The following is a 21,162-nucleotide window of genomic DNA, read 5'->3' as shown; positions in this document are numbered from 1 at the left end:
GCCTGCTCACGCTCCCGTGGCGACGAGGACGACGGCGACCGCCAGGACGACGGTGCCGGCGAGCAGCGCGCTCACATAGGTCTGCACATTGCCGGTCTGCGCCCGCCGTACGGCGGCCCCGAGCAGCCGGGGCAGGGCGGCCGCGCCCTGTACGTAGGTCTCGACGACCTCGCGGTCGAGGAACCGGACGAGGCTCGCTCCGGCCTGGACCGGGCGGACGAACAGCGCCGCGTACACGGCGTCCAGGTGGAAGCCGACGGCCGCGTGGCGGCGCAGCGGGCCGAGCAGCAGCCGTGCCGGGTCCGCCGGGTCGGGCGCGTAGGCGATGCCGCCGTAGGCCGGCTCGTGGGTGGCGATGGCCTCGGCCTCGACCAGCCCGGCGTCCTCCTCCGGATGGGCGGCGACCGCGCCCAGCGGGACGCGGGCGGCGAGCTGGGTGGTGCGCTGCCAGGCGCCGTAGGTGAGCAGTCCGCCGACCACGGCGAGGCCTGTGCCGAGGATGGAGGTGAGCAGGGTCGGGGTCAGGGCGCGGCCGTCGAACCAGCCGGGCAGCGAGCGGTAGGCGAGCCCACCGAAGGCCAGGGACGGCACGGCGAGGACCCACAGCACCACGGTCATCGTCAGCGGCTGGCGGCCGTGGTCGGGGGCCTCGGCGCCCCGGCCGCGGAAGGCCAGCAGCCACAGCCGGGTTGCGTAGGCGGCGGTGAGCAGCGCGGTGACCAGGCCGGCGACGAGGACGATCCAGCCGGCCGCGCCCGGCACGTGCAGGGTGCCGCCGTCGGCCGCGTGCTCGGCGGCGCCGAGGACGGACTCCTTGGAGAAGAAGCCGCTGAACGGCGGGATCGCGGCGAGCGCGAGGAGCGCCACGGTCATCGTCCAGTAGGCGTCCGGGATCCGGTCGCGCAGCCCGTGCATGCGGGACATGGCGGCCAGCGAGTTGGTGCCGGCGGCGTGGATGATCACGCCCGCCGCGAGGAACAGCAGCGCCTTGAAGGCGCCGTGCGACAGGAGGTGGAAGACGGCGGCACCGCGGTCGCCGACGGCCAGGGCGCCGGTCATGTAGCCGAGCTGGCCGATCGTCGAGTAGGCGAGGACGCGCTTGATGTCGTCCTGGGCGAGCGCGGCGAGACCGGAGCCGGCCATCGTGACGGCGGCCATGACGGCGAGCACGAGCATCGCGGCCTGGGAGGCCTCGAAGACCGGAAGGAGACGGGCGACGAAATAGACACCGGCGGCGACCATCGTCGCGGCGTGGATCAGCGCCGAGACGGGCGTGGGGCCCGCCATCGCGTCGGGGAGCCATGTGTGCAGCGGGAACTGTGCCGACTTGCCCGCGACGCCCGCGAGGAGCAGCAGGGCGACCACCGTCGGATGGTGCAGGTTGCCGCTCGCGACGGCGCCGAGGACGCGCGTGATCCGGAACGAACCGGCGTTGGTGGCGAGCGCGAACAGCCCGATGAGGAACGGCACGTCGCCGAGCTTGGTGACCAGGAAGGCCTTCAAGGAGGCGGCGCGGGCCTCGGGGGTCTCCCAGTAGTGGCCGACCAGGAAGTAGGAGCAGATGCCCATGACTTCCCAGCCGACCAGCAGGACGATCAGGTCGCCGGAGTAGACGACCAGGAGCATCGCGGAGGTGAACAGGGAGACGAGGGCGGCGTAGGAGGGATAGCGCGGGTCGTCGCGCAGATAGCCGGTCGAGTAGATCTGCACGCAGGCCGCGACGAACGCCACCAGGATCGCGACGAGCGCGGCGAAGCCGTCGATGTACAGGCCCAGCTCGATCGGGACCGAGCCGGTGGGCGTCAGCTCGATGTGTGCGGTGATGGCCGGTCCGCCCCCTTGGTGCGCGGCGACGATCGCGGCCAGCACGAGCGAGGCCAGCGGCGGCAGCACGGCGAGCGGGCGGACGAACCCGGGCGCGGTGCGGCCGAGCAGCAGTCCGGCCGCGGCGCCGAGGAACGGCAGAAGGGGGACGAGGGCGGCGAGGGTGGTCGTGGTCACGCGGTGGCCTCAGTCTTCTCGGCCGCGGAGGAGCCCGGTCCCTCGGTGCCGGGGCCCTCGGCGGTGTCGCGGAGCTTGTCGATGTCGGAGGTGCCGCGGTTGCGGTAGACGGCGAGCACGATCGCCAGGCCGATGCCGATCTCGGCGGCGGCGATGGTGATGGTGAACAGGGTCAGCGCCTGGCCGGAGTGCAGGGTGTCCTTCGCGGCCCGGCTGAGCCAGACGTCGAAGGCGACGAGGTTGAGGTTGACGGCGTTGAGCATCAGCTCGACCGACATCAGGACCAGGATCGCGTTGCGGCGGGCGAGGACGCCGTACAGGCCGGTGCAGAACAGGAGGGCGGAGAGGACGGCCGGGTAGGCGAGGTGCATCAGCGGGCGCCTTCCTGCTCGACCGGGTGAATTCCGGAATCCGTGACGGAGGGGGAACTCTCGGTGACGCCTCGGGAGTTCACAGGGGGAGGGATCGACTCCGCCTTCGCCTTGCGGGACAGGACGATCGCGCCGACCAGGGCCGCGAGGAGCAGGACGGACAGCGCCTCGAAGGGCAGCACCCAGTTCCGGAAGAGGCTCTCGCCGGTGACCCGGGTGGAGCCGGCGGCCGGGCCGTTCAGGTGGATCCAGGTGGTGCGGAAGGCGTCGACGACCACCCAGACCAGGGCGACGGCGGCGGCGACCGCGACGGCCAGGGCGGCCCAGCGGTTGCCGGAGTCGGCGTCCGGGGAGCGGCCGATGGGGGCCTTGGTGAGCATCAGACCGAACAGCAGGAGGACGACGACGGAACCGACGTAGATCAGGACCTGCACCCAGGCGATGAACTCGGCCGTGAGCAGCAGGTACTCCACGGCGAGGCCGCCGAGAGCGACCACCAGCCACAGGGCGGCGTGCACCAGCTGGCGGGTGGTGACGGTGATCAGCGCGGCGCCGAAGGTGACCAGGCCGACCAAGAGGAAGGCGATCTCCACGCCGGTCGGGGACAGGAAGCCGGGCGAGGCCGCGGCGAGGTGGACGCCGGGGTGACCCGCGGCGGGGCTCGGGGCCGAGGCGAGGGTCATGCCGTGCCCTCCCCAGGTTCGGCCTGAGCGGCCGCCAGCTTCTCGGCGGTCTTGCGGGCGGCGGCGATCTCCTTCGGCTCCTCGGCGGCGGGGTCGAGGGCCGGCGGGGCCGGGACGGTCCACATCCACTCGCGGAGCTTGTCCCGCTCGTGGGTGAGGTCACGGATGTCGGTCTCGGCGTACTCGAACTCCGGGGACCAGAACAACGCGTCGAAAGGGCAGACCTCGATGCAGATACCGCAGTACATGCACAGGGAGAAGTCGATGGCGAACCGGTCGAGGACGTTGCGGCTGCGCTCGCGGCCGCCGGGGCCGGCGGGCGGGACGGTCTCCTTGTGGGAGTCGATGTAGATGCACCAGTCGGGGCACTCACGGGCGCAGAGCATGCAGACCGTGCAGTTCTCCTCGAACAGGCCGATCACACCACGCGTGCGGGGCGGCAGTTCGGGCTGGGCGTCCGGGTACTGCTCGGTGACCGTTTTCCTGGTCATCGTGCGGAGGGTGACGGCCAGGCCCTTGGCAAGGCCGGAGCCGGGGATCGGGGCCACTAGGAGATCACCACCTTGACGATGCCGGTGAGGGCGATCTGGGCGAGGGAGAGGGGGACGAGGAGGGTCCAGGACAGCTTCTGGAGCTGGTCCTCGCGCAGGCGCGGGTAGGTGACGCGCAGCCAGATGACGAGGAAGGCGAGGATCGCGGTCTTCAGCAGGGTCCACAGCCAGCCCAGGCCGTCGTGGCCCCACGGGCCGTGCCAGCCGCCCAGGAAGAGGACGGTGGTCAGGCCGCACAGGACGACGATCCCGGCGTACTCGGCGAGGAGGAACAGTGCGAACCGCAGACCGGTGTACTCGGTGTACGCGCCGAAGATGATCTCCGAGTCGGCCACGGGCATGTCGAACGGCGGGCGCTGCAGCTCGGCGAGTCCGGCGACGAAGAAGACGACGGCGCCGACGATCTGCCAGGGCACCCACCACCAGTGGAAGCCGTGCAGGATGCCGGGCAGGGAGACCGTGCCGGCCGCCATGGCGACCGAGGCGGCGGCGAGCAGCATCGGCAGCTCGTAGGCGAGCAGCTGGGCGGCCGTGCGCAGGCCTCCGAGCAGGGAGAACTTGTTCGCGCTGGCCCAGCCGGCCATGAGCGAGCCGAGCACGCCGACACCCATCACCGCGAGCACGAAGAACACGCCCGCGTCCAGGACCTGGCCGACGGCGCCCTCGCCGGGGCCGATCGGGATGGCGAGCAGCACGAGGAGGTACGGCAGCAGGGCGACGGCGGGGGCGAGCTGGAAGACGCGGCGGTCGGCGCCGGCCGGGACCACGTCCTCCTTCTGCGCGAACTTCACGCCGTCCGCGATGAGCTGCGCCCAGCCGTGGAAACCGCCCGCGTACATCGGGCCGAGGCGGCCCTGCATGTGCGCCATCACCTTGTGCTCGGTCTGGCCGACGATCAGCGGGAAGGTGAGGAAGACGACGAACACGACCAGGAGTCGCAGGGCGACGTCCAAGGCGCCGTTCAATGCGGGCCTCCCGTGGGGTTGTCGTCGTTGGGCTCGGGTTCGGGGTCGCCGGGAGTGGCGGGCTCGTCGCCGGCGGCGGGGGCGTCACCGGTGTCGGCGGGCCGTTCGGGTTGCTGCTCGGTCTGCTCGGGTTCGGCGAGGGCCTGGCCGGGTTCGGCGGAGGCCTGTTCGGGGGTCTGCCCGGGCTCAGCGGTGCTCCGCTCGGGTTCGGCGGACGTCCGCTCAGGTTCCGTCGTCGCCTGCTCGGGCCCCGCATCGGTCCGCCCCGGTTCCTCCGCTGCCTGTTCGGGCCCCTCGAAGGCCGGGCGAGCGTGGTGCCACGGGGCGTCGGAGCTGCGCGGGGCCGTGCTCCGGCGGGCCGGACGAGCGGCGCTGCCCGGTGCCGCCGACTCACCCGTAGCCGGTTCCGTCGGCTCGTCCGTGGCCGGTGCCGTCGGTTCCGGAGCCTGGGCTCGCTGTGAGGCCGAGCCTTCCGAGGCGCTGCGGGCGCGGCGGGGGCGGGCCGGGGCGGGGCCGGGCTCGTGGGCCACGGAGGCCTCGGCGGCCGGGCCTCCCGCCGCCGCGGCACGGGTCGCGTCGCCCTCGGCGGCGGTCTGCTTGAGTTCGGCCGCGTCCTGAGGTGGCCGCGTCTGGCTCACCGAGCCCTCGCTCGCGCTCCGCGTCCGCCGCGGCCGGGCCCCGGCAGCACCCGCGGCCCCGGTAGCCCCGCCGGTCTCAGCAGCTCCAGCCCCGGCAGCCTCGCCCGTCGGCTCGGTCGGGGCGGCCTGCGGCGCCTGGCTCGCCGAGCCCTGTGCCGCCGTGCGGGTCCGTCGTACCGGGCGGTCTCCGGCCGCGCCCGCGCGAGCAGCCGCCGGACGCTCGCCCGCCGCGCGGCCCGCGCCCCGTGCGGGGCGGGCCGGGGCGGGGGACAGCTGGCCCTTCAGGGGGCCCCACTCGTTGGGATCCGGCACACCCGGGGGGAGCATCTGGCGGCGCTTCGGGCCGCCGTGCTCGGATTCGCCGGGCTCCTTCGCGCCCGGCCAGGCCTTGGCGACACGCGCGGCGAGGACGAAGTCCTTGCGCAGCGGGTGGCCCTCGAAGGTCTCCGGGAGGAGCAGGTGCTCCAGGCCGGGGTGGCCCTCGAACACCACGCCGAACATCTCGTGGGTCTCGCGCTCGTGCCAGGCGGCGCCCGCGTAGACGCCGACGGCGGAGGGCAGCGTCGGCGCCTCGTGCGGGACGGTCGTACGGACGAGGAGGCGGCGGACCGGGCCCAGGGCGACGACGTGGGCGGAGACGCGGAAACCCGTGCCCGGTTCGTCGACCGCGCTCAGCCAGTCGAAGTAGGTGCAGCCCAGGGCCGTACGGGCCGTCTCCAGGGCGGTGAGCCAGGAGGACGGCGGTACGTCCACGGTGAGGAGGTCGTACGACTCCTCGGCCGTGGCGTCCGTGCCGAAGAGGTCCTCGACCGGGTTGGGCAGCCAGCCGACCGTGCTCATCGGCCGTCCTCCTCACCAGCGGGGGCGGGCGGCTTCACCAGGTCGCTGGTCAGGGCGGCCGCGGACGGGCGGGAGTGGCCGTACCGCTCCCCCAGCGACTCGCGGGCGATCTTCTCCTGGAGCTTGAGGATGCCCTGGAGCAGCGCCTCGGGGCGCGGCGGGCAGCCGGGGACGTACACGTCCACCGGGATGATCTGGTCGACGCCCTTGGTGACGGAGTAGGAGTCCCAGTAGGGGCCGCCGCAGTTGGAGCAGGCGCCGAAGGAGATGACGTACTTCGGCTCGGGCATCTGCTCGTACAGGCGCTTGACGGCCGGGGCCATCTTGTCCGTGACCGTGCCCGAGACGACCATCAGGTCGGCCTGGCGGGGCCCGGGTGCGAACGGGATCACACCGAGGCGGATGAAGTCGTGGCGGGCCATCGACGCGGCGATGAACTCGATCGCGCAGCAGGCGAGGCCGAAGTTGAAGACCCAGAGCGAGTAGCGGCGGCCCCAGTTCAGGACCACCTTCATCGGCTCGGGGGCCAGGCGGGCGAGCGTGCCCAGCCGCTTCGGCTCCGGGAGCGACACAGGTGTGGGGGTCACGTCCATGCCAGGACGCCCTTCTTGTATGCGTACAGCAGGCCGACGGCGAGGAAGCCGAGGAAGACGAACATCTCCACGAGCGTCGTCGCGCCGTAGCCGGGGGCGGCGAAGACCGTCGCCCAGGGGAACAGGAAGATCGAGTCGATCGCGAAGATCACGTACAGGAAGGCGTAGACGTAGTAGCGGACCTGGGTGTGGGCCCAGCCCTCGCCGACCGGGTCGACGCCGCACTCGTAGGTCAGGAGTTTCTCGGGTGTCGGCACGACCGGGCGCAGCAGGCGGCCCGCGCCGAAGGCGACCGCGACGAACAGCACGCCGATGAGCGCGAGCAGTCCCACCACCGAGTAGGACTGGAAGTAGCCGGCCGCGATGACGTTCCCCGCGGCGGCCGTCGAGTCCCCCAACGTCTCCCGCACCGTCCGTCCCTCGCTCCCTGACCGTGTGACCTGAGTGAATTCCGTGATCCCGCATGTTCGAGGATCCGTACGCACGGGAGTCTAGGCCCTGATAAAGAACCGGTAAGCAGCCCGTCACGCCATGGGACAGCCGGCGCAGCCGGCGGACGTCCACAGGGTGGGGTTTTCCCCCGTCGGCGGAGGGCGGCGTACCGCATGGCGCGGAGGGTGTCGGGCACGGCAGGCTGACCGGTATGACCGCTACCAGCTCCGCCGTCGGCCGGACCGACGGCCCCGACCGTCTGCCCCCGATCCGGCCGGCGTACGACGCGCACACCTGGAAGGAGATCCTGTATCTCCTGCTGAACCTGCCGGTGACGGTGTTCGGCTTCGTCTACGCGATCACCGTGCTGTCCGTTGGCGGGTCCCTGACGATCACCGTGGTCGGCCTTCCGCTGCTGGCGCTCAGTCTGCTGGGTTCCCGGCAGCTGGGGAAGCTGGAGCGGGCCCGCGCGCGATGGCTGCTCGGGGTGCGGGTGGAGGAGCCGACTCCGCTGCCGCTCGCCAGGAGCGGCGGGCTGATGCAGCGGCTGTGGATGGCGCTGAAGGACCCGGTGGGCTGGCGGACGCTGCTGTACGACGCCATCCGGCTGCCCTGGGGCATCCTCACCTTCTGCACCGTGCTGACCTCGCTGTTCGTGCTGTGGCCGGTGCTGCCGTACCTGGCGCGGGGTCTGGCGAACGTGGACCGCTTCCTGGTGCGCGGGCTGCTGTCGCCCTCGGACGAGCTGGAGCGCCGTATCGCCGAGCTGGAGTCGGACCGCGGAGTCGTGGTCGACACGGCCGCCGCGGATCTGCGGCGCATCGAGCGGGATCTGCACGACGGGGCGCAGGCCCGGCTGGTCAACCTGGCCATGGGGCTCGGTCTGGCCAAGGAGAAGCTGCTGGAGGATCCCGACACGGCGGCGGCGATGGTGGAGGAGGCGCACGGCGAGGTGAAGCTGGCCCTCCAGGAGCTGCGCGACCTGGCCCGCGGCATCCACCCGGCCGTGCTCACGGACCGGGGCCTGGACGCGGCCCTGTCCTCGGTCGCCACCCGCTGCACGGTGCCGGTGAAGGTGAGCGTGGACCTGCCGGACCGCCCGGCGCCGGCCATCGAGGGCATCGCCTACTTCACCGTCTCCGAACTGCTGCAGAACATCAGCAAGCACAGCCAGGCCCGGACCGCCTCGGTGGACGTGTGGCGCACCGAGGACCGGCTGCTCATCCAGGTCCGCGACGACGGCCGGGGCGGCGCCCGTCTGGAGGGCGGCACCGGCATGCGCGGCCTCGCGGACCGGCTGGGTGCGGTGGACGGCCTGTTCGTCCTCGACTCCCCACCCGGCGGCCCGACGGTGGTCACGGCGGAGCTGCCGTGGAGGGACCGGACGGAGTAGCCGACGGCGCCGTACGCGGGTGGAGCAGCGGACGGTTCCACCTGCGGGTGCGGGCGACCGCAACCCCCAGGGGCGCGGGGAGCCGCGCGAGCAGCTCCCCGGCGAACCCGCAGCCGCCCCACAGGCAGCCCCCACGGCGATCCCGCCCCACGCCACCCACGGCCAACCGCACCGAGAGACCGACCGCACCGGGCGAACGGATACCCGCCGGAGGCAACAGGTGGGGAAAACCCCCGCCCCAAGACGCCGACGGACTCCATGGCCCGGAAACTCCCGGCGCACGACCCTGGAACCACGGCTGAACCGCCGCTGGGACGAGGAGAACGGGACGGAATCGATGGCCACCGAGTACGGACACGGGTACGGGTACGGACGGGGTGAGGGACAGTCCGCCGGCGCCGGCCACCGGCTGCCCGCCGCGCTGCGGGCGCCGTTCGAGGCGCGCAGCTGGCGCGAGTTCGGCTACGTCCTGCTGAGCCTGCCGATCTCGATCGTCCTGTTCACCTGGACGGTGACCATGGTGTCGCTCGGCGCGGGCCTGCTGGTGACCTTCCTCGGCGTCCCGGTGCTCGCGGCGGCGCTGGCCGGCTGCCGCGGCTTCGGCGCGCTGGAGCGGGCGCGGGCGCGGGGCCTGCTGCGGCTGGACGTGGCCGAGCCGGAGCCGCTGCGGATGCGCGGGCCCGGGGCGCTGGCCTGGATGGGCGCGGTGCTCAAGAGCGGTACCTCCTGGCGGAACCTGCTGTACGCGCTGGTGCAGTTCCCGTGGGCGGTGTTCTCGTTCTCGGTGGCGGTGAGCCTGTGGACGATGGGCTGGACGCTGCTGACCTACCCGCTGTGGTTCTGGGTCTTCCCGGCGTACACAGGCCAGGGCGGCATCCAGCTGTACGGCGACGAGCACCACAGCGTCTCTCTCGACAACCCCTTCGAGATCACCGTGACCGCGCTGGTCGGGCTGCTGTTCACGCTGGCCACGCCGTGGATCGTACGGGCCCTGACGACGGTGGACGGGCTGCTGGTACGGGGTCTGCTGGGGCCGTCGCTGCTGTCGGCGCGGGTGGTGGAGCTGGAGTCGGACCGCGGGGTGGTGGTCGACACGGCCGCCGCCGATCTGCGGCGCATCGAGCGGGACCTGCACGACGGGGCCCAGGCCCGCCTGGTCAACCTCGCCATGGACCTGGGGCTGGCGAAGGAGAAGCTGCGGGAGGATCCGCAGGCGGCGGCGCGGATGGTGGACGAGGCGCACGGCGAGGTGAAGACGGCGCTGCAGGAGCTGCGCGATCTCGCCCGCGGCATCCACCCGGCCGTACTGACCGACCGGGGTCTGGACGCGGCCCTGTCCGCGGTCGCCTCCCGCTGCGCGGTGCCGGTGCGGGTGGAGGTCGATCTGCCGGCCCGTCCGGCGCCGGCCATCGAGGGTATCGCCTACTTCACCGTCTCCGAACTGCTGCAGAACATCAGCAAGCACAGCCGGGCCCGGTCCGCCTCGGTGGACGTGTGGCGCGCGGAGGACCGACTGATGCTGCAGGTGATCGACGACGGCGTCGGCGGCGCGGACGTCACCCGCGGCTCGGGCCTGGCCGGTCTCGCCGGCCGCCTGGACGCGGTGGACGGCGTCTTCGTGGTGGACTCCCCGGAAGGCGGCCCCACCCGGGTGATCGCGGAACTGCCCTGGCGAGCCTGACGCGAGGATCCGGATCGTCGAGAATCGTCGAGGCCCCCACCCGCCCATCGATCGATCACCGGCACACGCGCGTGAAGAACATCCCGCCCCCGCACCCGGTCGGTCCCCCGCACCCGGCCCGTCCCGCGCCTTCCCCGGGGGCGGGATTGTGCTGATGCGCCAAGCGGCGCGTATCGAATGCTGGAATGCTGGACCTCCGTACGCTGGAACGCCGGATCTCCGTGACGACGGACGTCGTCGCGGAGCGGGATCGGGCTTGGGGGGCCGGAAGATCGTGGAGGACAGGGTGCGGGTGGTCATCGCCGAGGACTCAGTGCTGCTCAGGGAGGGCCTGACCCGGCTGCTGACCGACCGCGGGCACGAGGTCGTGGCCGGCGTCGGGGACGCGGAGGCGCTGGTCAAGACCGTCGCCGACCTGGACGCTCAGGGCGAGCTGCCCGATGTCGTGGTGGCGGACGTACGGATGCCGCCGACACACACCGACGAGGGCGTGCGGGCGGCCGTACGGCTGCGCAAGGCCCATCCGGGGCTCGGCGTGCTGGTGCTGTCGCAGTACGTGGAGGAGCGCTACGCCACCGAACTGCTGGCCGGTTCCAGCCGGGGCGTGGGCTATCTGCTCAAGGACCGGGTCGCCGAGGTCCGCGAGTTCGTGGACGCGGTGGTGCGGGTGGCCCAGGGCGGTACGGCGCTGGACCCCGAGGTGGTCGCGCAGCTGCTCGGCCGCAGCCGCAAGCAGGACGTGCTGGCGGGGCTCACCCCACGCGAGCGCGAGGTGCTCGGGCTGATGGCGGAGGGGCGCACCAACTCGGCGATCGCCAAACAGCTGGTGGTCAGTGACGGCGCCGTGGAGAAGCACGTCAGCAACATCTTCCTGAAGCTCGGGCTGGCTCCGAGCGAAGGGGACCACCGGCGTGTTCTGGCCGTACTGACCTATCTGAACTCCTGACCCGAAGAACACTGTGCCAGCAGGGCTGCCGAACGGTCCGGCTTCGGTGGGAAGACCGGGTACCCGGATGGAAGACCGGAGGAGACGACCGGCACAGGACGTCCTGACACCTCAGCGCCACGCCGACTCGAAAGCGCCACGGGCCGACTCGATGTCGTCCATTCTGTGGATCGCCTCGGGAAGGCGACCCTAACCGACGTAGGGTTGATCCTGGGATGGTCCGTGGGATGACCACGCCCCGGACAGCCGCCTCGAAGGAGGTCCAGTTCAGTGACCAGCCAGGTCAGCAGCCAGGCGGAGCAGGCCGACGGAGCCGTCGTCGGAGAGCAGCGCAAACCGGGCGGCGTCAAGGACGTACGGCGCCTGGACCGGGTGATCATCCGGTTCGCGGGGGACTCGGGTGACGGCATGCAGCTCACCGGTGACAGGTTCACCTCGGAGACCGCGTCCTTCGGCAACGACCTCTCCACCCTGCCCAACTTCCCCGCCGAGATCCGCGCTCCCGCCGGCACCCTGCCCGGCGTCTCCAGCTTCCAGCTCCACTTCGCCGACCACGACATCCTCACCCCAGGCGACGCGCCGAACGTCCTGGTCGCCATGAACCCGGCCGCGCTGAAGGCGAACATCGGCGATCTGCCGCGCGGCGCCGAGATCATCGTCAACACCGACGAGTTCACCAAGCGCGCCCTGCAGAAGGTCGGCTATGCCACCTCTCCGCTGGACGACGGCTCGCTGGACGGCTACAACCTCCACCCGGTGCCGCTGACCACCCTCACCGTGGAGGCGCTGAAGGAGTTCGACCTCTCCCGCAAGGAGGCCGAGCGCAGCAAGAACATGTTCGCGCTGGGTCTGCTGTCGTGGATGTACCACCGGCCGACCGAGGGCACCGAGAAGTTCCTGAAGTCGAAGTTCGCGAAGAAGCCCCAGATCATGGCGGCGAACATCGCCGCGTTCCGGGCGGGCTGGAACTTCGGCGAGACCACGGAGGACTTCGCCGTCTCCTACGAGGTCGCTCCGGCCGCCAAGGCCTTCCCGGTCGGCACCTACCGCAACATCTCCGGCAACCTCGCCCTGGCATACGGCCTGATCAGCGCGTCCCAGCAGGCGGACCTGCCGCTGTTCCTGGGCTCGTACCCGATCACGCCGGCCTCCGACATCCTGCACGAGCTGTCGAAGCACAAGAACTTCGGCGTGCGGACCTTCCAGGCGGAGGACGAGATCGCGGGCATCGGCGCGGCGCTGGGCGCGGCGTTCGGCGGTTCGCTCGCGGTGACCACGACGTCCGGTCCCGGTGTCGCGCTGAAGAGCGAGACGATCGGCCTCGCGGTCTCCCTGGAGCTGCCGCTGCTGGTCGTCGACATCCAGCGCGGCGGCCCGTCCACGGGTCTGCCGACCAAGACCGAGCAGGCGGACCTGCTGCAGGCGATGTTCGGCCGCAACGGCGAGGCCCCGGTGCCGATCGTGGCGCCGAAGACCCCGGCGGACTGCTTCGACGCGGCTCTTGAGGCGGCCCGGATCGCGCTGACCTACCGCACCCCGGTGATGCTTCTGTCCGACGGGTACCTGGCCAACGGCTCCGAACCGTGGCGGATCCCCGACCTGCACGAACTGCCGGACCTCCGGGTGCAGTTCGCTTCCGGCCCGAACCACACCCTGGACGACGGCAGCGAGGTCTTCTGGCCCTACAAGCGCGACACCGAGACCCTCGCCCGGCCGTGGGCGATCCCGGGCACCCCGGGTCTGGAGCACCGCATCGGCGGCATCGAGAAGCAGGACGGCACGGGCAACATCTCCTACGACCCCGCCAACCACGACTTCATGGTCCGCACCCGGCAGGCCAAGGTCGACGGCATCGAGGTCCCCGACATCGAGGTCGACGACCCGCACGGCGCGAGCACGCTGGTACTGGGCTGGGGCTCGACGTACGGCCCGATCACGGCGGCGGTACGGCGGCTGCGGGCGGCCGGCGAGGAAATCGCGCAGGCCCACCTGCGCCACCTCAACCCCTTCCCGCGCAACCTCGGCACGGTCCTGAAGCGGTACGACAAGGTGGTGATCCCCGAGATGAACCTCGGGCAGCTGGCCACCCTGATCCGGGCGAAGTACCTGGTCGACGCCCACTCCTACAACCAGGTCAACGGCATGCCGTTCAAGGCGCAACAGCTCGCCAAGGCTCTGAAGGAGGCCATCGATGACTGACACCGGCAACGGACTGCTGCAGCTGGTCCCCAAGGCCGGGGCCAAGCAGTCGATGAAGGACTTCAAGTCGGACCAGGAGGTGCGCTGGTGCCCGGGCTGCGGTGACTACGCGATCCTCGCCGCCGTGCAGGGCTTCATGCCGGAGCTGGGGCTGGCCAAGGAGAACATCGTCTTCGTCTCCGGCATCGGCTGCTCCTCCCGCTTCCCGTACTACATGAACACCTACGGGATGCACTCCATCCACGGCCGCGCCCCGGCCATCGCCACCGGCCTGGCCACCAGCAGGCGGGATCTGTCGGTGTGGGTGGTGACCGGTGACGGCGACGCGCTGTCCATCGGCGGCAACCACCTGATCCACGCCCTGCGCCGCAACGTCAACCTGAAGATCCTGCTGTTCAACAACCGGATCTACGGCCTGACCAAGGGCCAGTACTCCCCGACCTCCGAACTCGGCAAGATCACCAAGTCGACGCCGATGGGCTCGCTGGACGCGCCGTTCAACCCGGTGTCGCTGGCGATCGGCGCGGAGGCGTCCTTCGTCGCCCGCACCATCGACTCCGACCGCAAGCACCTGACCGAGGTGCTGCGCGCGGCCGCCGACCACCCGGGCACCGCGCTGATCGAGATCTACCAGAACTGCAACATCTTCAACGACGGCGCCTTCGACGCCCTGAAGGACAAGCAGCAGGCCGAGGAGGCCCTGATCCGGCTGGAGCACGGGCAGCCGATCCGCTTCGGCGCCGACGGGGCGCGCGGCGTCGTACGCAACCAGGCCACCGGTGACCTGGAGGTCGTCACGGTGACGGCGGAGAACGAGGCGGACATCCTGGTCCACGACGCCCAGGCGGCGTCCCCGACCACCGCCTTCGCGCTCTCCCGGCTCGCCGACCCCGACACCCTGCACCACACGCCGATCGGCGTCTTCCGCTCGGTCGACCGGCCGGTCTACGACACGGCGATGGCCGACCAGCTGGACACCGCGATCGACCAGAAGGGCAAGGGCGACCTGGCCGCGCTGCTGGCGGGCGGGGACACCTGGACGGTCGTCGGCTGAGAACGCTTTGGCTTGGCTATGAGGCCCGGGACCGGACGTCCCGGGCCTCGTCGTATGCCCGGCGGGCGCTGAGCACGTCGTCCATGCGCCGCTCGGTCCACCGGGCCAGCGCGCGCACCTGCTCCGCCGCCTCGCGGCCGAGCTCGGTCAGGGAGTAGTCGACGCGCGGTGGGATGACGGGCTTGGCGTCCCGGTGGACGAGGCCGTCGCGCTCCAGGGTCTGGAGGGTCTGCGTGAGCATCTTCTCGCTGACGCCACGCCCGCCGAGGCCGCTGATCGCCCGGCGCAGTTCGCTGAAGCGATACGGGCGGTCGAGGAGCTGGATCAGCACCAGCACGCCCCAGCGGCTGGTCACGTGCTCCAGGACCAGGCGGTGGGGGCACATGGCCTCGCCGTCGCCCTTCCACTGACTTACCGACATGCCCGTACCTTACTTCAAGGTGGGTACTTTCGCCGAGTTAGCGCCCCTCCTAGGGTGAGTGCCATACGAGATACACGGCATCCCACAAGGAGTTGCGAACCATGAGCATCGTCGTCACCGGAGCCACCGGACACCTCGGCCGGCACGTCGTGGAGCAGTTGCTGGAGAAGGTTCCGGCGGAGCGGATCACCGCCGTCGTGCGCGACGAGGCGAAGGCCGCCGACTTCGCCGCCCGCGGGGTCAAGCTGGCCGTCGCCGACTACAACGCGCCCGAGACCTTCGACGGCCTGTTCGCCGCCGGCGACAAGGTCCTGCTGATCTCCGGCAACGAGTTCGACAAGGGCAGGGTGCAGCAGCACAAGGTCGTCATCGACGCCGCGAAGGCCGCCGGCGTGGCGCTGCTCGCCTACACCAGCGCCCCGGGCAGCCTCACCGCCGCGCTCGCGGACGACCACCGGGCGACGGAGGAGGCGCTGCTCGCCTCCGGCCTGCCGTACACCCTGCTGCGCAACAGCTGGTACCACGAGAACTACACCGAGAACCTGGCCCCGGTGCTGGAGCACGGCGCGGTCGTCCAGGCCGCCGGCGACGGCCGGGTCTCCTCGGCCGCCCGCGCCGACTACGCCGCCGCCGCGGTCGCGGTGCTGACCGGCGAGGGCCACGAGAACAGGACGTACGAGCTGGGCGGCGACGAGGCATGGGGCTTCGCCGAGTACGCCGCCGAGCTGAGCCGGCAGACCGGCAAGGAGATCGTCTACAACGCGGTCTCGGTGGAGACCTTCGCCGACATCCTGACCGGCGCCGGGCTGCCCGGGCCGCTGGCCACGATCATGGCCGGTGTGGACGCCTCGGTCGAGAAGGGCGAGCTGGTGGTCTCCTCCGGCGACCTGTCGCGGCTCATCGGCCGCCCCACCACCCCGCTGGCGGAGGCGGTCACCGCCGCGCTCAAGGGCTGAGCCGTCCGACACCCCTCGGACTGTCATGACCGTATGGCGATACGGCCATGACAGTCGGGGGTCCTCGGCGCTACCTTCCTTCTCGCGTGCCTGATGCGAGAGGGAGGGGCCCATGGCCGGGAAGTCCAAGGGTGAGCACCGAATAGGCCTGCTGAACGGCTTCGCCGCCTACGGCATGTGGGGCCTGGTGCCCCTGTTCTGGCCCCTGCTGAAGCCCGCCGGAGCGGTGGAGATCCTCGCCCACCGCATGGTGTGGTCCCTGGTCGTCGTCGCCGTCGCCCTGCTCTTCGTACGGCGCTGGGCGTGGGCCGGACAGCTGCTGCGCCAGCCCCGCCGGCTCGGACTCATCGCCGTGGCCGCCGCCGTCATCACGGTGAACTGGGGCGTCTACATCTGGTCCGTGAACTCCGGCCATGTCGTCGAGGCCTCCCTCGGGTACTTCATCAACCCGCTGGTGACCATCGCGATGGGCGTGCTGCTGCTGAAGGAGCGGCTGCGCCCCGCGCAGTGGGCGGCGGTCGCCACCGGCCTCGCCGCCGTCGTCGTCCTGACGGTCGGCTACGGCCGCCCGCCGTGGATCTCGCTCGTCCTCGCGTTCTCCTTCGCCACCTACGGCCTGGTCAAGAAGAAGGTCGCCCTCGGCGGCCTGGAGTCGCTGGCCGCCGAGACCGCAATCCAGTTCCTGCCCGCGCTCGGCTATCTGTTGTGGCTCGGCGCGCACGGCAAGACCAGCTTCCTGAACGACGGGACCGGGCACGCCGCCCTGCTCGCCTCCACCGGCCTGGTCACCGCGCTGCCCCTGGTCTGCTTCGGCGCGGCGGCGATCCGCGTGCCCCTGTCGACGCTGGGCCTGCTGCAGTACCTGGCGCCCGTCTTCCAGTTCCTGCTCGGCATCTTCTACTTCCACGAGGCCATGCCGCCCGAGCGCTGGGCCGGGTTCGCGCTGGTCTGGCTGGCGCTGATGCTGCTCACGGGCGACGCGCTGCGCTCGGCGCGCAGGCCGCGGGAGCCGCTGGGCCTGCCCCGGGTGGAGACGCCCGATTCCGCGCCGGTGGAAACCTGATTCGGTGGGTGAGAAGTCAGTGCTCGCCGCTATAAGTGGTGAGCATGTCGACTCAGTCACCCACCGAGGCCTCTGCCCCGCTGCACTGGAAGCTCGTCATCGACGCGGCCGACCCGCACGCCCAGGCCGACTTCTGGGCCGCCGCGCTGCACTACACGGCCGAGGACAACAGCAGCCTGATCGAACGGCTGCTGTCCCTCGGCGCGCTGCCCCGCGAGGCCACGGTCGAGTACCACGGCCGGCACGCCTTCCGTGACCTGATCGCCGTACGGCACCCCGACGACCCGTACGACACGGAGACCGGCACCGGGCTCGGCCGGCGGCTGCTGTTCCAGCGCGTACCGGAGCCGAAGACGGTCAAGAACCGGCTCCACCTGGACCTGCACCCCGGCGAGGGCCGGCGCGCCGACGAGGTGGCACGGCTCCGGGCGCTGGGCGCGCGGGTGCTGGACGAGGTGAAGGAGCCCTCGGGCTCATGGGTGGTGATGGCGGACCCGGAGGGCAACGAGTTCTGCGTGCACTAGGACTGCCGCCGGTTACGGCCGCGCAGCGCGGGCCGCACGGTCGGTTACGGCTGTACGGCGCGGGCCGCGCGGTCGGTCAGGCGGACCATGCGGGCGCGGGCGGACTCCAGCGGGCGCGGGTCGTCGGCGGCGGGCCCCGGCTCGGTGGTGAGGTCCGCCCACAGCTCGATGAGGTCGCGGCCCAACCGCAGGCCCTCCTCGGGATCGCGCACCGCACGCCACGCGGTCGCCGCGCTCTGCACGTTGCCGTACGCAGCCTCCGCGTCCCGCGCCTGCCGGCGCAGCCGGGCGAGGTCCAGGGACTGCCGGCAGGCGCCGACCGGGTCGCCGCCCAAGTAGGCGATGTAGGCGGACAGTTCGCGCAGGTGCAGCACCTCGGCATGGCGGGGGCCCAGCACGGTGGTCGCCTCGGTGACCGCACGGTCGGCGAGTTGCGCCGCCGCCTCGATACGGCCGGAGCGCACGGCCTCGTTGATCCGCGTCATCGGCTCGCTGAGCAACTCGGCCCCCTCCGCGGTCTCGGTCACGGGCTCGTCCCCGAGCACCTCCTCGGCGACGGCGTCGAAACCCCGGGCGGGGGTGGGAGTCGCGGTGGTGGGGGCGGGCTCGGGCTCCACGAGATCGGTGACGGGCGCCGAGGGCTTGGTGACCGACATGACCGGTGCGGGGCCGAACTGTCCCGTGGGGGCCTGCACGCTCCCGGCCGACACGGGCGCCGACTGCGTGACCGGGGGCACATCCCGCGCTCCCTGCGGTGCAGCCACGGCCGCCTGTGAGGACGCGCCCGCCGCACCCGGCTTCGCCGGCGCGGCCACCCGTTCCGCCTGCCCCGTGACCCGGCTGGAGCCGTCCGCCGAGACCTCCAGGGGAACCACGCAGCCCGCGAGGTCGTCGTGGATCGTGGCGCGTATGGGGGCGCCGATGCTGATGGCCAGACGCTGGAGGTGGTTGAGGACGGCCTGCTGGATCTCCTCGCCCGGCGCCGCCACCACCGACGTCCCGCCGACCGACGCGCGTCCCGCGCCGAACACCCGGACCGGTACCACCGCCGGATGCGCAACGGGCTGCTGCGCCCGCTTCTTCTCGAAGCTGACTCGAGACATCGGCTTTTCCCTCACTCCCCCGGCGTCGCGATCCGGTCGTACGCGTCCTGCCGACCAGTGTGTCGGCTCGCTTCGGCTTCCGCGTCACCGCGACGTCACAGCCTCGCACCAGCCACACCCTGGCCCTCATTGCTTGCGTGTGCATATAATGCATGCGCCTTTATCAGCCGTACGACAGCACGCCTCCGGGGGACCCATGAACCGTCGTTTTCTCTTCGTCCTGGGCAGCGCTCGCGCCGAGGGCAACACCGAGTTGCTGGCCCGCGCGGCGGCCGAGCAACTGCCCGGTGACGTCGAACAGCGCTGGATCCGCCTAGCCGAGCACCCCCTGCCCGACTTCGTGGACCTGCGGCACGACAGCGACCACGTACGGCCGCCCTCGGACAGCGCGACCGGTCTGCTGCTGGACGCCACGCTGGCGGCCACGGACATCGTGATCGCCTCCCCGTTGTACTGGTACTCGGTGTCCGGCCTCACCAAGCGCTACCTGGACTACTGGTCGGGCTGGCTGCGCACCCCGGGCGTCGACTTCAAGGCGACCCTGGCCGGGCGCACGCTCTGGGGCATCGCCGCGCTCGCCCATGCCGAGGCGTCGGTCGCCGAACCCTACGTCGGCACGCTGAACAACTCGGCCGCCTACATGGGGATGCGCTTCGGCGGCGTCCTGCTGGGCAACGGCAGCGCCCGGGGTGACGTACTGAAGGACACCGACGCGCTGGCACGCGCGAAGACCTTCTTCGCGCAGGACGCACCCTTCGCGCGCTTCCCGTACGACACGCCCGCCGGCTAGCCCTACGCGCTGATGTCCTTCGTCGTGAACCGCGCCCAGGCCGCCGAGCCGAACACGGCCGCGTACAGCGCCTGGAGGCCGAGGTTCTTCACCAGGTCGTCCCAGTAGACCGGGTCGCGCATCAGGTCGGCGAAGGACAGCCAGTAGTGCGAGAACAGGTACGGCCGCAGGGCGTGCAACTGGGGTATCTGGTCCAGGATCTGGACCGTGATGAGTATGCCGACGGTGGTCGCCATCGCCGCGATGCCGCTGTTCGTGAGCGTCGACACGAACAGGCCGAGCGCCGCCAGGCCGACCAGTGAGGCGGCGACCACCAGGGCGATCAGCAGGGCCCGGCCGAGGCCCTCGGTGAAGCTGATCCGGGTGCCGGATATGGTCGTGAGGTCGCCCAGCGGAAAGAGCAGCGCGCCCACGATCAACGCCGAGCCGGCCACGACCAGCGTGGCCAGCACGCAGAACGCCATCACCGTCGTGTACTTGGTGAGCAGCAGCCGGGTGCGGCCGGCCGGGGCGACCAGCAGATAGCGCAGGGTGCCCGCGCCCGCCTCGCCCGCTATCGCGTCGCCCGCGACGACCCCGACGGCCATCGGCAGGAAGAACGGCAGGGTCGCGGCCAGCGCCGTGAACACCAGGAACAGGCCGTTGTTGGTGATCTGCGTCATGAACGCCGGGCCCTGGCCGCTGTGGTCCGCCGTCCTGCCGCCCCGCGTCTGGATCTTCACCGCGATCCCGACCAGCACCGGCACGGCGGCCAGCACCCCGAGCAGGGCGAGCGTGCGCCAGCGGCGGAGGGTCGTGGCGAGTTCGCTGCGCAGCAGCCCGAACGTCCACAGGGGGCTCGGCCGGCGCACCGCGGCCACGGGGGCCGTCCCGGGCGCGGGGACCGTACCGTTCACGGAGACCGTCTCAGCCCGCGACATCGAAGCCCTCCCCCGTCAGCGCCACGAACGCGTCCTCCAACGAGGCCCGTTCGACCGTGAACCCCCGGACCCGGACCCCAGCCGCGACCAGGGCCGCGTTCACCTCGGCGAGGTCCTGCGCGGGCGGTTCCCCGGTGACCCGGTCTCCGTCGACGGTGACGTCCCCGACGCCCTGTTCCTTCAGCACCCGGGCCGCCTCGGCCGGATCCGGGGTGGTCACCACCAGCCGGCCGCGCGCTCCGGCCGCCAGGTCGGCCACCGCGCCCTGGGTGACGAGCCGGCCCCGCGCCATGACCGCCGCATGGGTGCAGACCTGCTCGATCTCGTCGAGGAGATGGGAGGAGAGGAAGACGGTCGTGCCGTCGGCGGCCAGTTCCCGGATCAGGGTGCGGATCTCGCGCATGCCCTGCGGGTCGAGGCCGTTGGTGGGCTCGTCCAGGACGAGCAGCCGGCGTGGCTGGAGCAGCGCGGCGGCCAGGCCGAGGCGCTGTCTCATGCCCAGCGAGTACGCCTTCGCCTTCTTGCCGGCGGCGGCCGCGAGGCCCACCCGGTCCAGGGCGGTGGCGACGCGGGCGTGCCGGGTGCGGGGGTCGGCGGTCGGGTCGGCGGCGTCGTAGCGCAGCAGGTTGTCCCGGCCGGAGAGAAAGCCGTACAGCGCCGGGCCCTCGATGAGCGCGCCGATCTGGGGGAGGACGGACCGGGCCGCCCGGGGCATCGGGCGGCCCAGCACGCGTGCCGTGCCCGCCGTGGGCTCGATCAGGCCCATCAGCATGCGGATGGTGGTGGTCTTGCCCGAGCCGTTCGGACCGAGGAAGCCGAAGACGCTGCCCGCCGGGACGGTCAGGTCGAGACCGTCGACGGCGAGCTGTCCGCCGCGGTAGCGCTTGGTGAGGCCGCGCGTCGCGATGACGCTCGCCTCCTCCTGCCCCGGCGCACGCTCCGCCGCGTCCCCCGCCTCCCGCTCCGTGACGGACCGTCCGTCCATCGGCTCCCCCCTCGCTTCGTGCTCCCGTGAAGGGTCAACGTACGGTCACGGCC

At 71.9% G+C, this 21,162-nt stretch carries 21 protein-coding genes; 9 read left to right on the top strand and 12 right to left on the bottom strand.

Annotated elements, in window-relative coordinates; translation table 11 throughout:
* Positions 1-6: 6 nt before the first annotated feature.
* Genes ACQPXS_RS27330 through ACQPXS_RS27295 form a run of 8 tightly spaced genes read right to left on the bottom strand, consistent with a single transcriptional unit; the run spans position 7 to position 7,052 of the window.
* Positions 7-2,001, bottom strand: coding sequence for an NADH-quinone oxidoreductase subunit 5 family protein (locus ACQPXS_RS27330; RefSeq protein WP_433451901.1), 1,995 nt, complete (start codon positions 1,999-2,001; stop codon positions 7-9).
* Positions 1,998-2,372 (bottom strand): NADH-quinone oxidoreductase subunit NuoK, encoded by a 375-nt coding sequence (gene nuoK, locus ACQPXS_RS27325; RefSeq protein WP_351802267.1) that lies wholly within the window; start codon positions 2,370-2,372, stop codon positions 1,998-2,000. Before nuoK ends, ACQPXS_RS27330 begins: the two co-directional genes overlap by 4 nt.
* Complete coding sequence (locus tag ACQPXS_RS27320; RefSeq protein WP_433451900.1) at positions 2,372-3,055, bottom strand: NADH-quinone oxidoreductase subunit J family protein; 684 nt, start codon at positions 3,053-3,055, stop codon at positions 2,372-2,374. The genes nuoK and ACQPXS_RS27320 overlap by 1 nt, the downstream gene beginning before the upstream one ends.
* Positions 3,052-3,603 carry a NuoI/complex I 23 kDa subunit family protein gene (locus ACQPXS_RS27315; protein WP_351802271.1) on the bottom strand — a complete coding sequence of 184 codons (552 nt, stop codon included), beginning with the start codon at positions 3,601-3,603 and terminating at the stop codon, positions 3,052-3,054. The genes ACQPXS_RS27320 and ACQPXS_RS27315 overlap by 4 nt, the downstream gene beginning before the upstream one ends.
* Positions 3,603-4,571 (bottom strand): complex I subunit 1/NuoH family protein, encoded by a 969-nt coding sequence (locus ACQPXS_RS27310; protein ID WP_356307616.1) that lies wholly within the window; start codon positions 4,569-4,571, stop codon positions 3,603-3,605. Before ACQPXS_RS27310 ends, ACQPXS_RS27315 begins: the two co-directional genes overlap by 1 nt.
* The gene (locus ACQPXS_RS27305) at positions 4,568-6,049 is read right to left on the bottom strand and encodes an NADH-quinone oxidoreductase subunit C (protein WP_433451899.1); all 1,482 of its coding nucleotides are present in this window, start codon (positions 6,047-6,049) and stop codon (positions 4,568-4,570) included. Before ACQPXS_RS27305 ends, ACQPXS_RS27310 begins: the two co-directional genes overlap by 4 nt.
* Positions 6,046-6,642 (bottom strand): NADH-quinone oxidoreductase subunit B, encoded by a 597-nt coding sequence (locus ACQPXS_RS27300; RefSeq protein ID WP_433451898.1) that lies wholly within the window; start codon positions 6,640-6,642, stop codon positions 6,046-6,048. Before ACQPXS_RS27300 ends, ACQPXS_RS27305 begins: the two co-directional genes overlap by 4 nt.
* Positions 6,633-7,052 carry an NADH-quinone oxidoreductase subunit A gene (locus tag ACQPXS_RS27295; protein WP_351802279.1) on the bottom strand — a complete coding sequence of 140 codons (420 nt, stop codon included), beginning with the start codon at positions 7,050-7,052 and terminating at the stop codon, positions 6,633-6,635. The genes ACQPXS_RS27300 and ACQPXS_RS27295 overlap by 10 nt, the downstream gene beginning before the upstream one ends.
* Before the next feature lie 233 nt (positions 7,053-7,285).
* Here ACQPXS_RS27295 and ACQPXS_RS27290 point away from each other — a divergent pair, with 233 nt between their 5' ends.
* The 5 genes from ACQPXS_RS27290 (at position 7,286) to ACQPXS_RS27270 (ending at position 14,347) form a co-directional block, all read left to right on the top strand.
* Positions 7,286-8,467 (top strand): sensor histidine kinase, encoded by a 1,182-nt coding sequence (locus ACQPXS_RS27290; protein WP_433451896.1) that lies wholly within the window; start codon positions 7,286-7,288, stop codon positions 8,465-8,467.
* Between the two features lie 337 nt (positions 8,468-8,804).
* Positions 8,805-10,148 (top strand): sensor histidine kinase, encoded by a 1,344-nt coding sequence (locus tag ACQPXS_RS27285; RefSeq protein ID WP_433451895.1) that lies wholly within the window; start codon positions 8,805-8,807, stop codon positions 10,146-10,148.
* A gap of 286 nt (positions 10,149-10,434) precedes the next feature.
* On the top strand, positions 10,435-11,094 hold the full coding sequence (locus tag ACQPXS_RS27280) for a response regulator transcription factor (RefSeq protein ID WP_351802568.1): 660 nt from the start codon (positions 10,435-10,437) through the stop codon (positions 11,092-11,094).
* 270 nt (positions 11,095-11,364) lie between these two features.
* Positions 11,365-13,293, top strand: a complete 1,929-nt coding sequence (locus ACQPXS_RS27275) for a 2-oxoacid:acceptor oxidoreductase subunit alpha (RefSeq protein ID WP_433451894.1) — start codon at positions 11,365-11,367, stop codon at positions 13,291-13,293.
* Positions 13,286-14,347, top strand: coding sequence for a 2-oxoacid:ferredoxin oxidoreductase subunit beta (locus tag ACQPXS_RS27270; RefSeq protein ID WP_433451893.1), 1,062 nt, complete (start codon positions 13,286-13,288; stop codon positions 14,345-14,347). Before ACQPXS_RS27275 ends, ACQPXS_RS27270 begins: the two co-directional genes overlap by 8 nt.
* Positions 14,348-14,363: 16 nt before the next feature.
* Here ACQPXS_RS27270 and ACQPXS_RS27265 read toward each other — a convergent pair whose 3' ends face one another.
* Entirely contained in the window at positions 14,364-14,768 is a 405-nt protein-coding gene (locus ACQPXS_RS27265) for a winged helix-turn-helix transcriptional regulator (RefSeq protein WP_365332626.1), read from the bottom strand.
* Between the two features lie 101 nt (positions 14,769-14,869).
* Here ACQPXS_RS27265 and ACQPXS_RS27260 point away from each other — a divergent pair, with 101 nt between their 5' ends.
* From ACQPXS_RS27260 to ACQPXS_RS27250, 3 genes are all read left to right on the top strand, one after another.
* Complete coding sequence (locus ACQPXS_RS27260) at positions 14,870-15,724, top strand: SDR family oxidoreductase (protein ID WP_433451892.1); 855 nt, start codon at positions 14,870-14,872, stop codon at positions 15,722-15,724.
* A gap of 112 nt (positions 15,725-15,836) precedes the next feature.
* Positions 15,837-16,787 (top strand): EamA family transporter RarD, encoded by a 951-nt coding sequence (gene rarD / locus ACQPXS_RS27255; protein WP_365332630.1) that lies wholly within the window; start codon positions 15,837-15,839, stop codon positions 16,785-16,787.
* A 44-nt stretch (positions 16,788-16,831) separates the two neighbouring features.
* On the top strand, positions 16,832-17,311 hold the full coding sequence (locus ACQPXS_RS27250; RefSeq protein WP_433451890.1) for a VOC family protein: 480 nt from the start codon (positions 16,832-16,834) through the stop codon (positions 17,309-17,311).
* Positions 17,312-17,355: 44 nt separating this feature from the next.
* Here ACQPXS_RS27250 and ACQPXS_RS27245 read toward each other — a convergent pair whose 3' ends face one another.
* The gene (locus ACQPXS_RS27245) at positions 17,356-18,414 is read right to left on the bottom strand and encodes a hypothetical protein (protein ID WP_433451888.1); all 1,059 of its coding nucleotides are present in this window, start codon (positions 18,412-18,414) and stop codon (positions 17,356-17,358) included.
* A gap of 196 nt (positions 18,415-18,610) precedes the next feature.
* Between ACQPXS_RS27245 and ACQPXS_RS27240 the strand changes: the two genes are divergently transcribed.
* Entirely contained in the window at positions 18,611-19,204 is a 594-nt protein-coding gene (locus tag ACQPXS_RS27240) for a flavodoxin family protein (RefSeq protein WP_433451886.1), read from the top strand.
* Between the two features lie 2 nt (positions 19,205-19,206).
* Here the strand turns inward: ACQPXS_RS27240 and ACQPXS_RS27235 are convergent, their stop codons facing one another.
* Positions 19,207-20,124: an ABC transporter permease gene (locus ACQPXS_RS27235; protein WP_433451884.1), complete on the bottom strand. Its 918-nt coding sequence runs from the start codon at positions 20,122-20,124 to the stop codon at positions 19,207-19,209.
* The gene (locus ACQPXS_RS27230) at positions 20,111-21,109 is read right to left on the bottom strand and encodes an ATP-binding cassette domain-containing protein (RefSeq protein ID WP_433451883.1); all 999 of its coding nucleotides are present in this window, start codon (positions 21,107-21,109) and stop codon (positions 20,111-20,113) included. Before ACQPXS_RS27230 ends, ACQPXS_RS27235 begins: the two co-directional genes overlap by 14 nt.
* Positions 21,110-21,162 lie beyond the last annotated feature (53 nt).

Source organism: Streptomyces sp. CA-142005, from assembly GCF_050942335.1.
Lineage (GTDB): Bacteria > Actinomycetota > Actinomycetes > Streptomycetales > Streptomycetaceae > Streptomyces.
The sequence above is the reverse complement of the archived record's forward strand: the minus strand, read 5'-3'. Positions and strand labels throughout refer to the sequence as shown.

Coding starts and splice junctions, on each gene's coding strand:
- nuoK (WP_351802267.1), bottom strand. CDS start 2,372: ATGCACCTCGCCTACCCGGCCGTCCTCTCCGCCCTCCTGTTCTGCACC.
- ACQPXS_RS27320 (WP_433451900.1), bottom strand. CDS start 3,055: ATGACCCTCGCCTCGGCCCCGAGCCCCGCCGCGGGTCACCCCGGCGTC.
- ACQPXS_RS27305 (WP_433451899.1), bottom strand. CDS start 6,049: ATGAGCACGGTCGGCTGGCTGCCCAACCCGGTCGAGGACCTCTTCGGC.
- ACQPXS_RS27300 (WP_433451898.1), bottom strand. CDS start 6,642: ATGGACGTGACCCCCACACCTGTGTCGCTCCCGGAGCCGAAGCGGCTG.
- ACQPXS_RS27290 (WP_433451896.1), top strand. CDS start 7,286: ATGACCGCTACCAGCTCCGCCGTCGGCCGGACCGACGGCCCCGACCGT.
- ACQPXS_RS27285 (WP_433451895.1), top strand. CDS start 8,805: ATGGCCACCGAGTACGGACACGGGTACGGGTACGGACGGGGTGAGGGA.
- ACQPXS_RS27270 (WP_433451893.1), top strand. CDS start 13,286: ATGACTGACACCGGCAACGGACTGCTGCAGCTGGTCCCCAAGGCCGGG.
- ACQPXS_RS27265 (WP_365332626.1), bottom strand. CDS start 14,768: ATGTCGGTAAGTCAGTGGAAGGGCGACGGCGAGGCCATGTGCCCCCAC.
- ACQPXS_RS27260 (WP_433451892.1), top strand. CDS start 14,870: ATGAGCATCGTCGTCACCGGAGCCACCGGACACCTCGGCCGGCACGTC.
- rarD (WP_365332630.1), top strand. CDS start 15,837: ATGGCCGGGAAGTCCAAGGGTGAGCACCGAATAGGCCTGCTGAACGGC.
- ACQPXS_RS27250 (WP_433451890.1), top strand. CDS start 16,832: ATGTCGACTCAGTCACCCACCGAGGCCTCTGCCCCGCTGCACTGGAAG.
- ACQPXS_RS27245 (WP_433451888.1), bottom strand. CDS start 18,414: ATGTCTCGAGTCAGCTTCGAGAAGAAGCGGGCGCAGCAGCCCGTTGCG.
- ACQPXS_RS27240 (WP_433451886.1), top strand. CDS start 18,611: ATGAACCGTCGTTTTCTCTTCGTCCTGGGCAGCGCTCGCGCCGAGGGC.
- ACQPXS_RS27235 (WP_433451884.1), bottom strand. CDS start 20,124: ATGTCGCGGGCTGAGACGGTCTCCGTGAACGGTACGGTCCCCGCGCCC.
- ACQPXS_RS27230 (WP_433451883.1), bottom strand. CDS start 21,109: ATGGACGGACGGTCCGTCACGGAGCGGGAGGCGGGGGACGCGGCGGAG.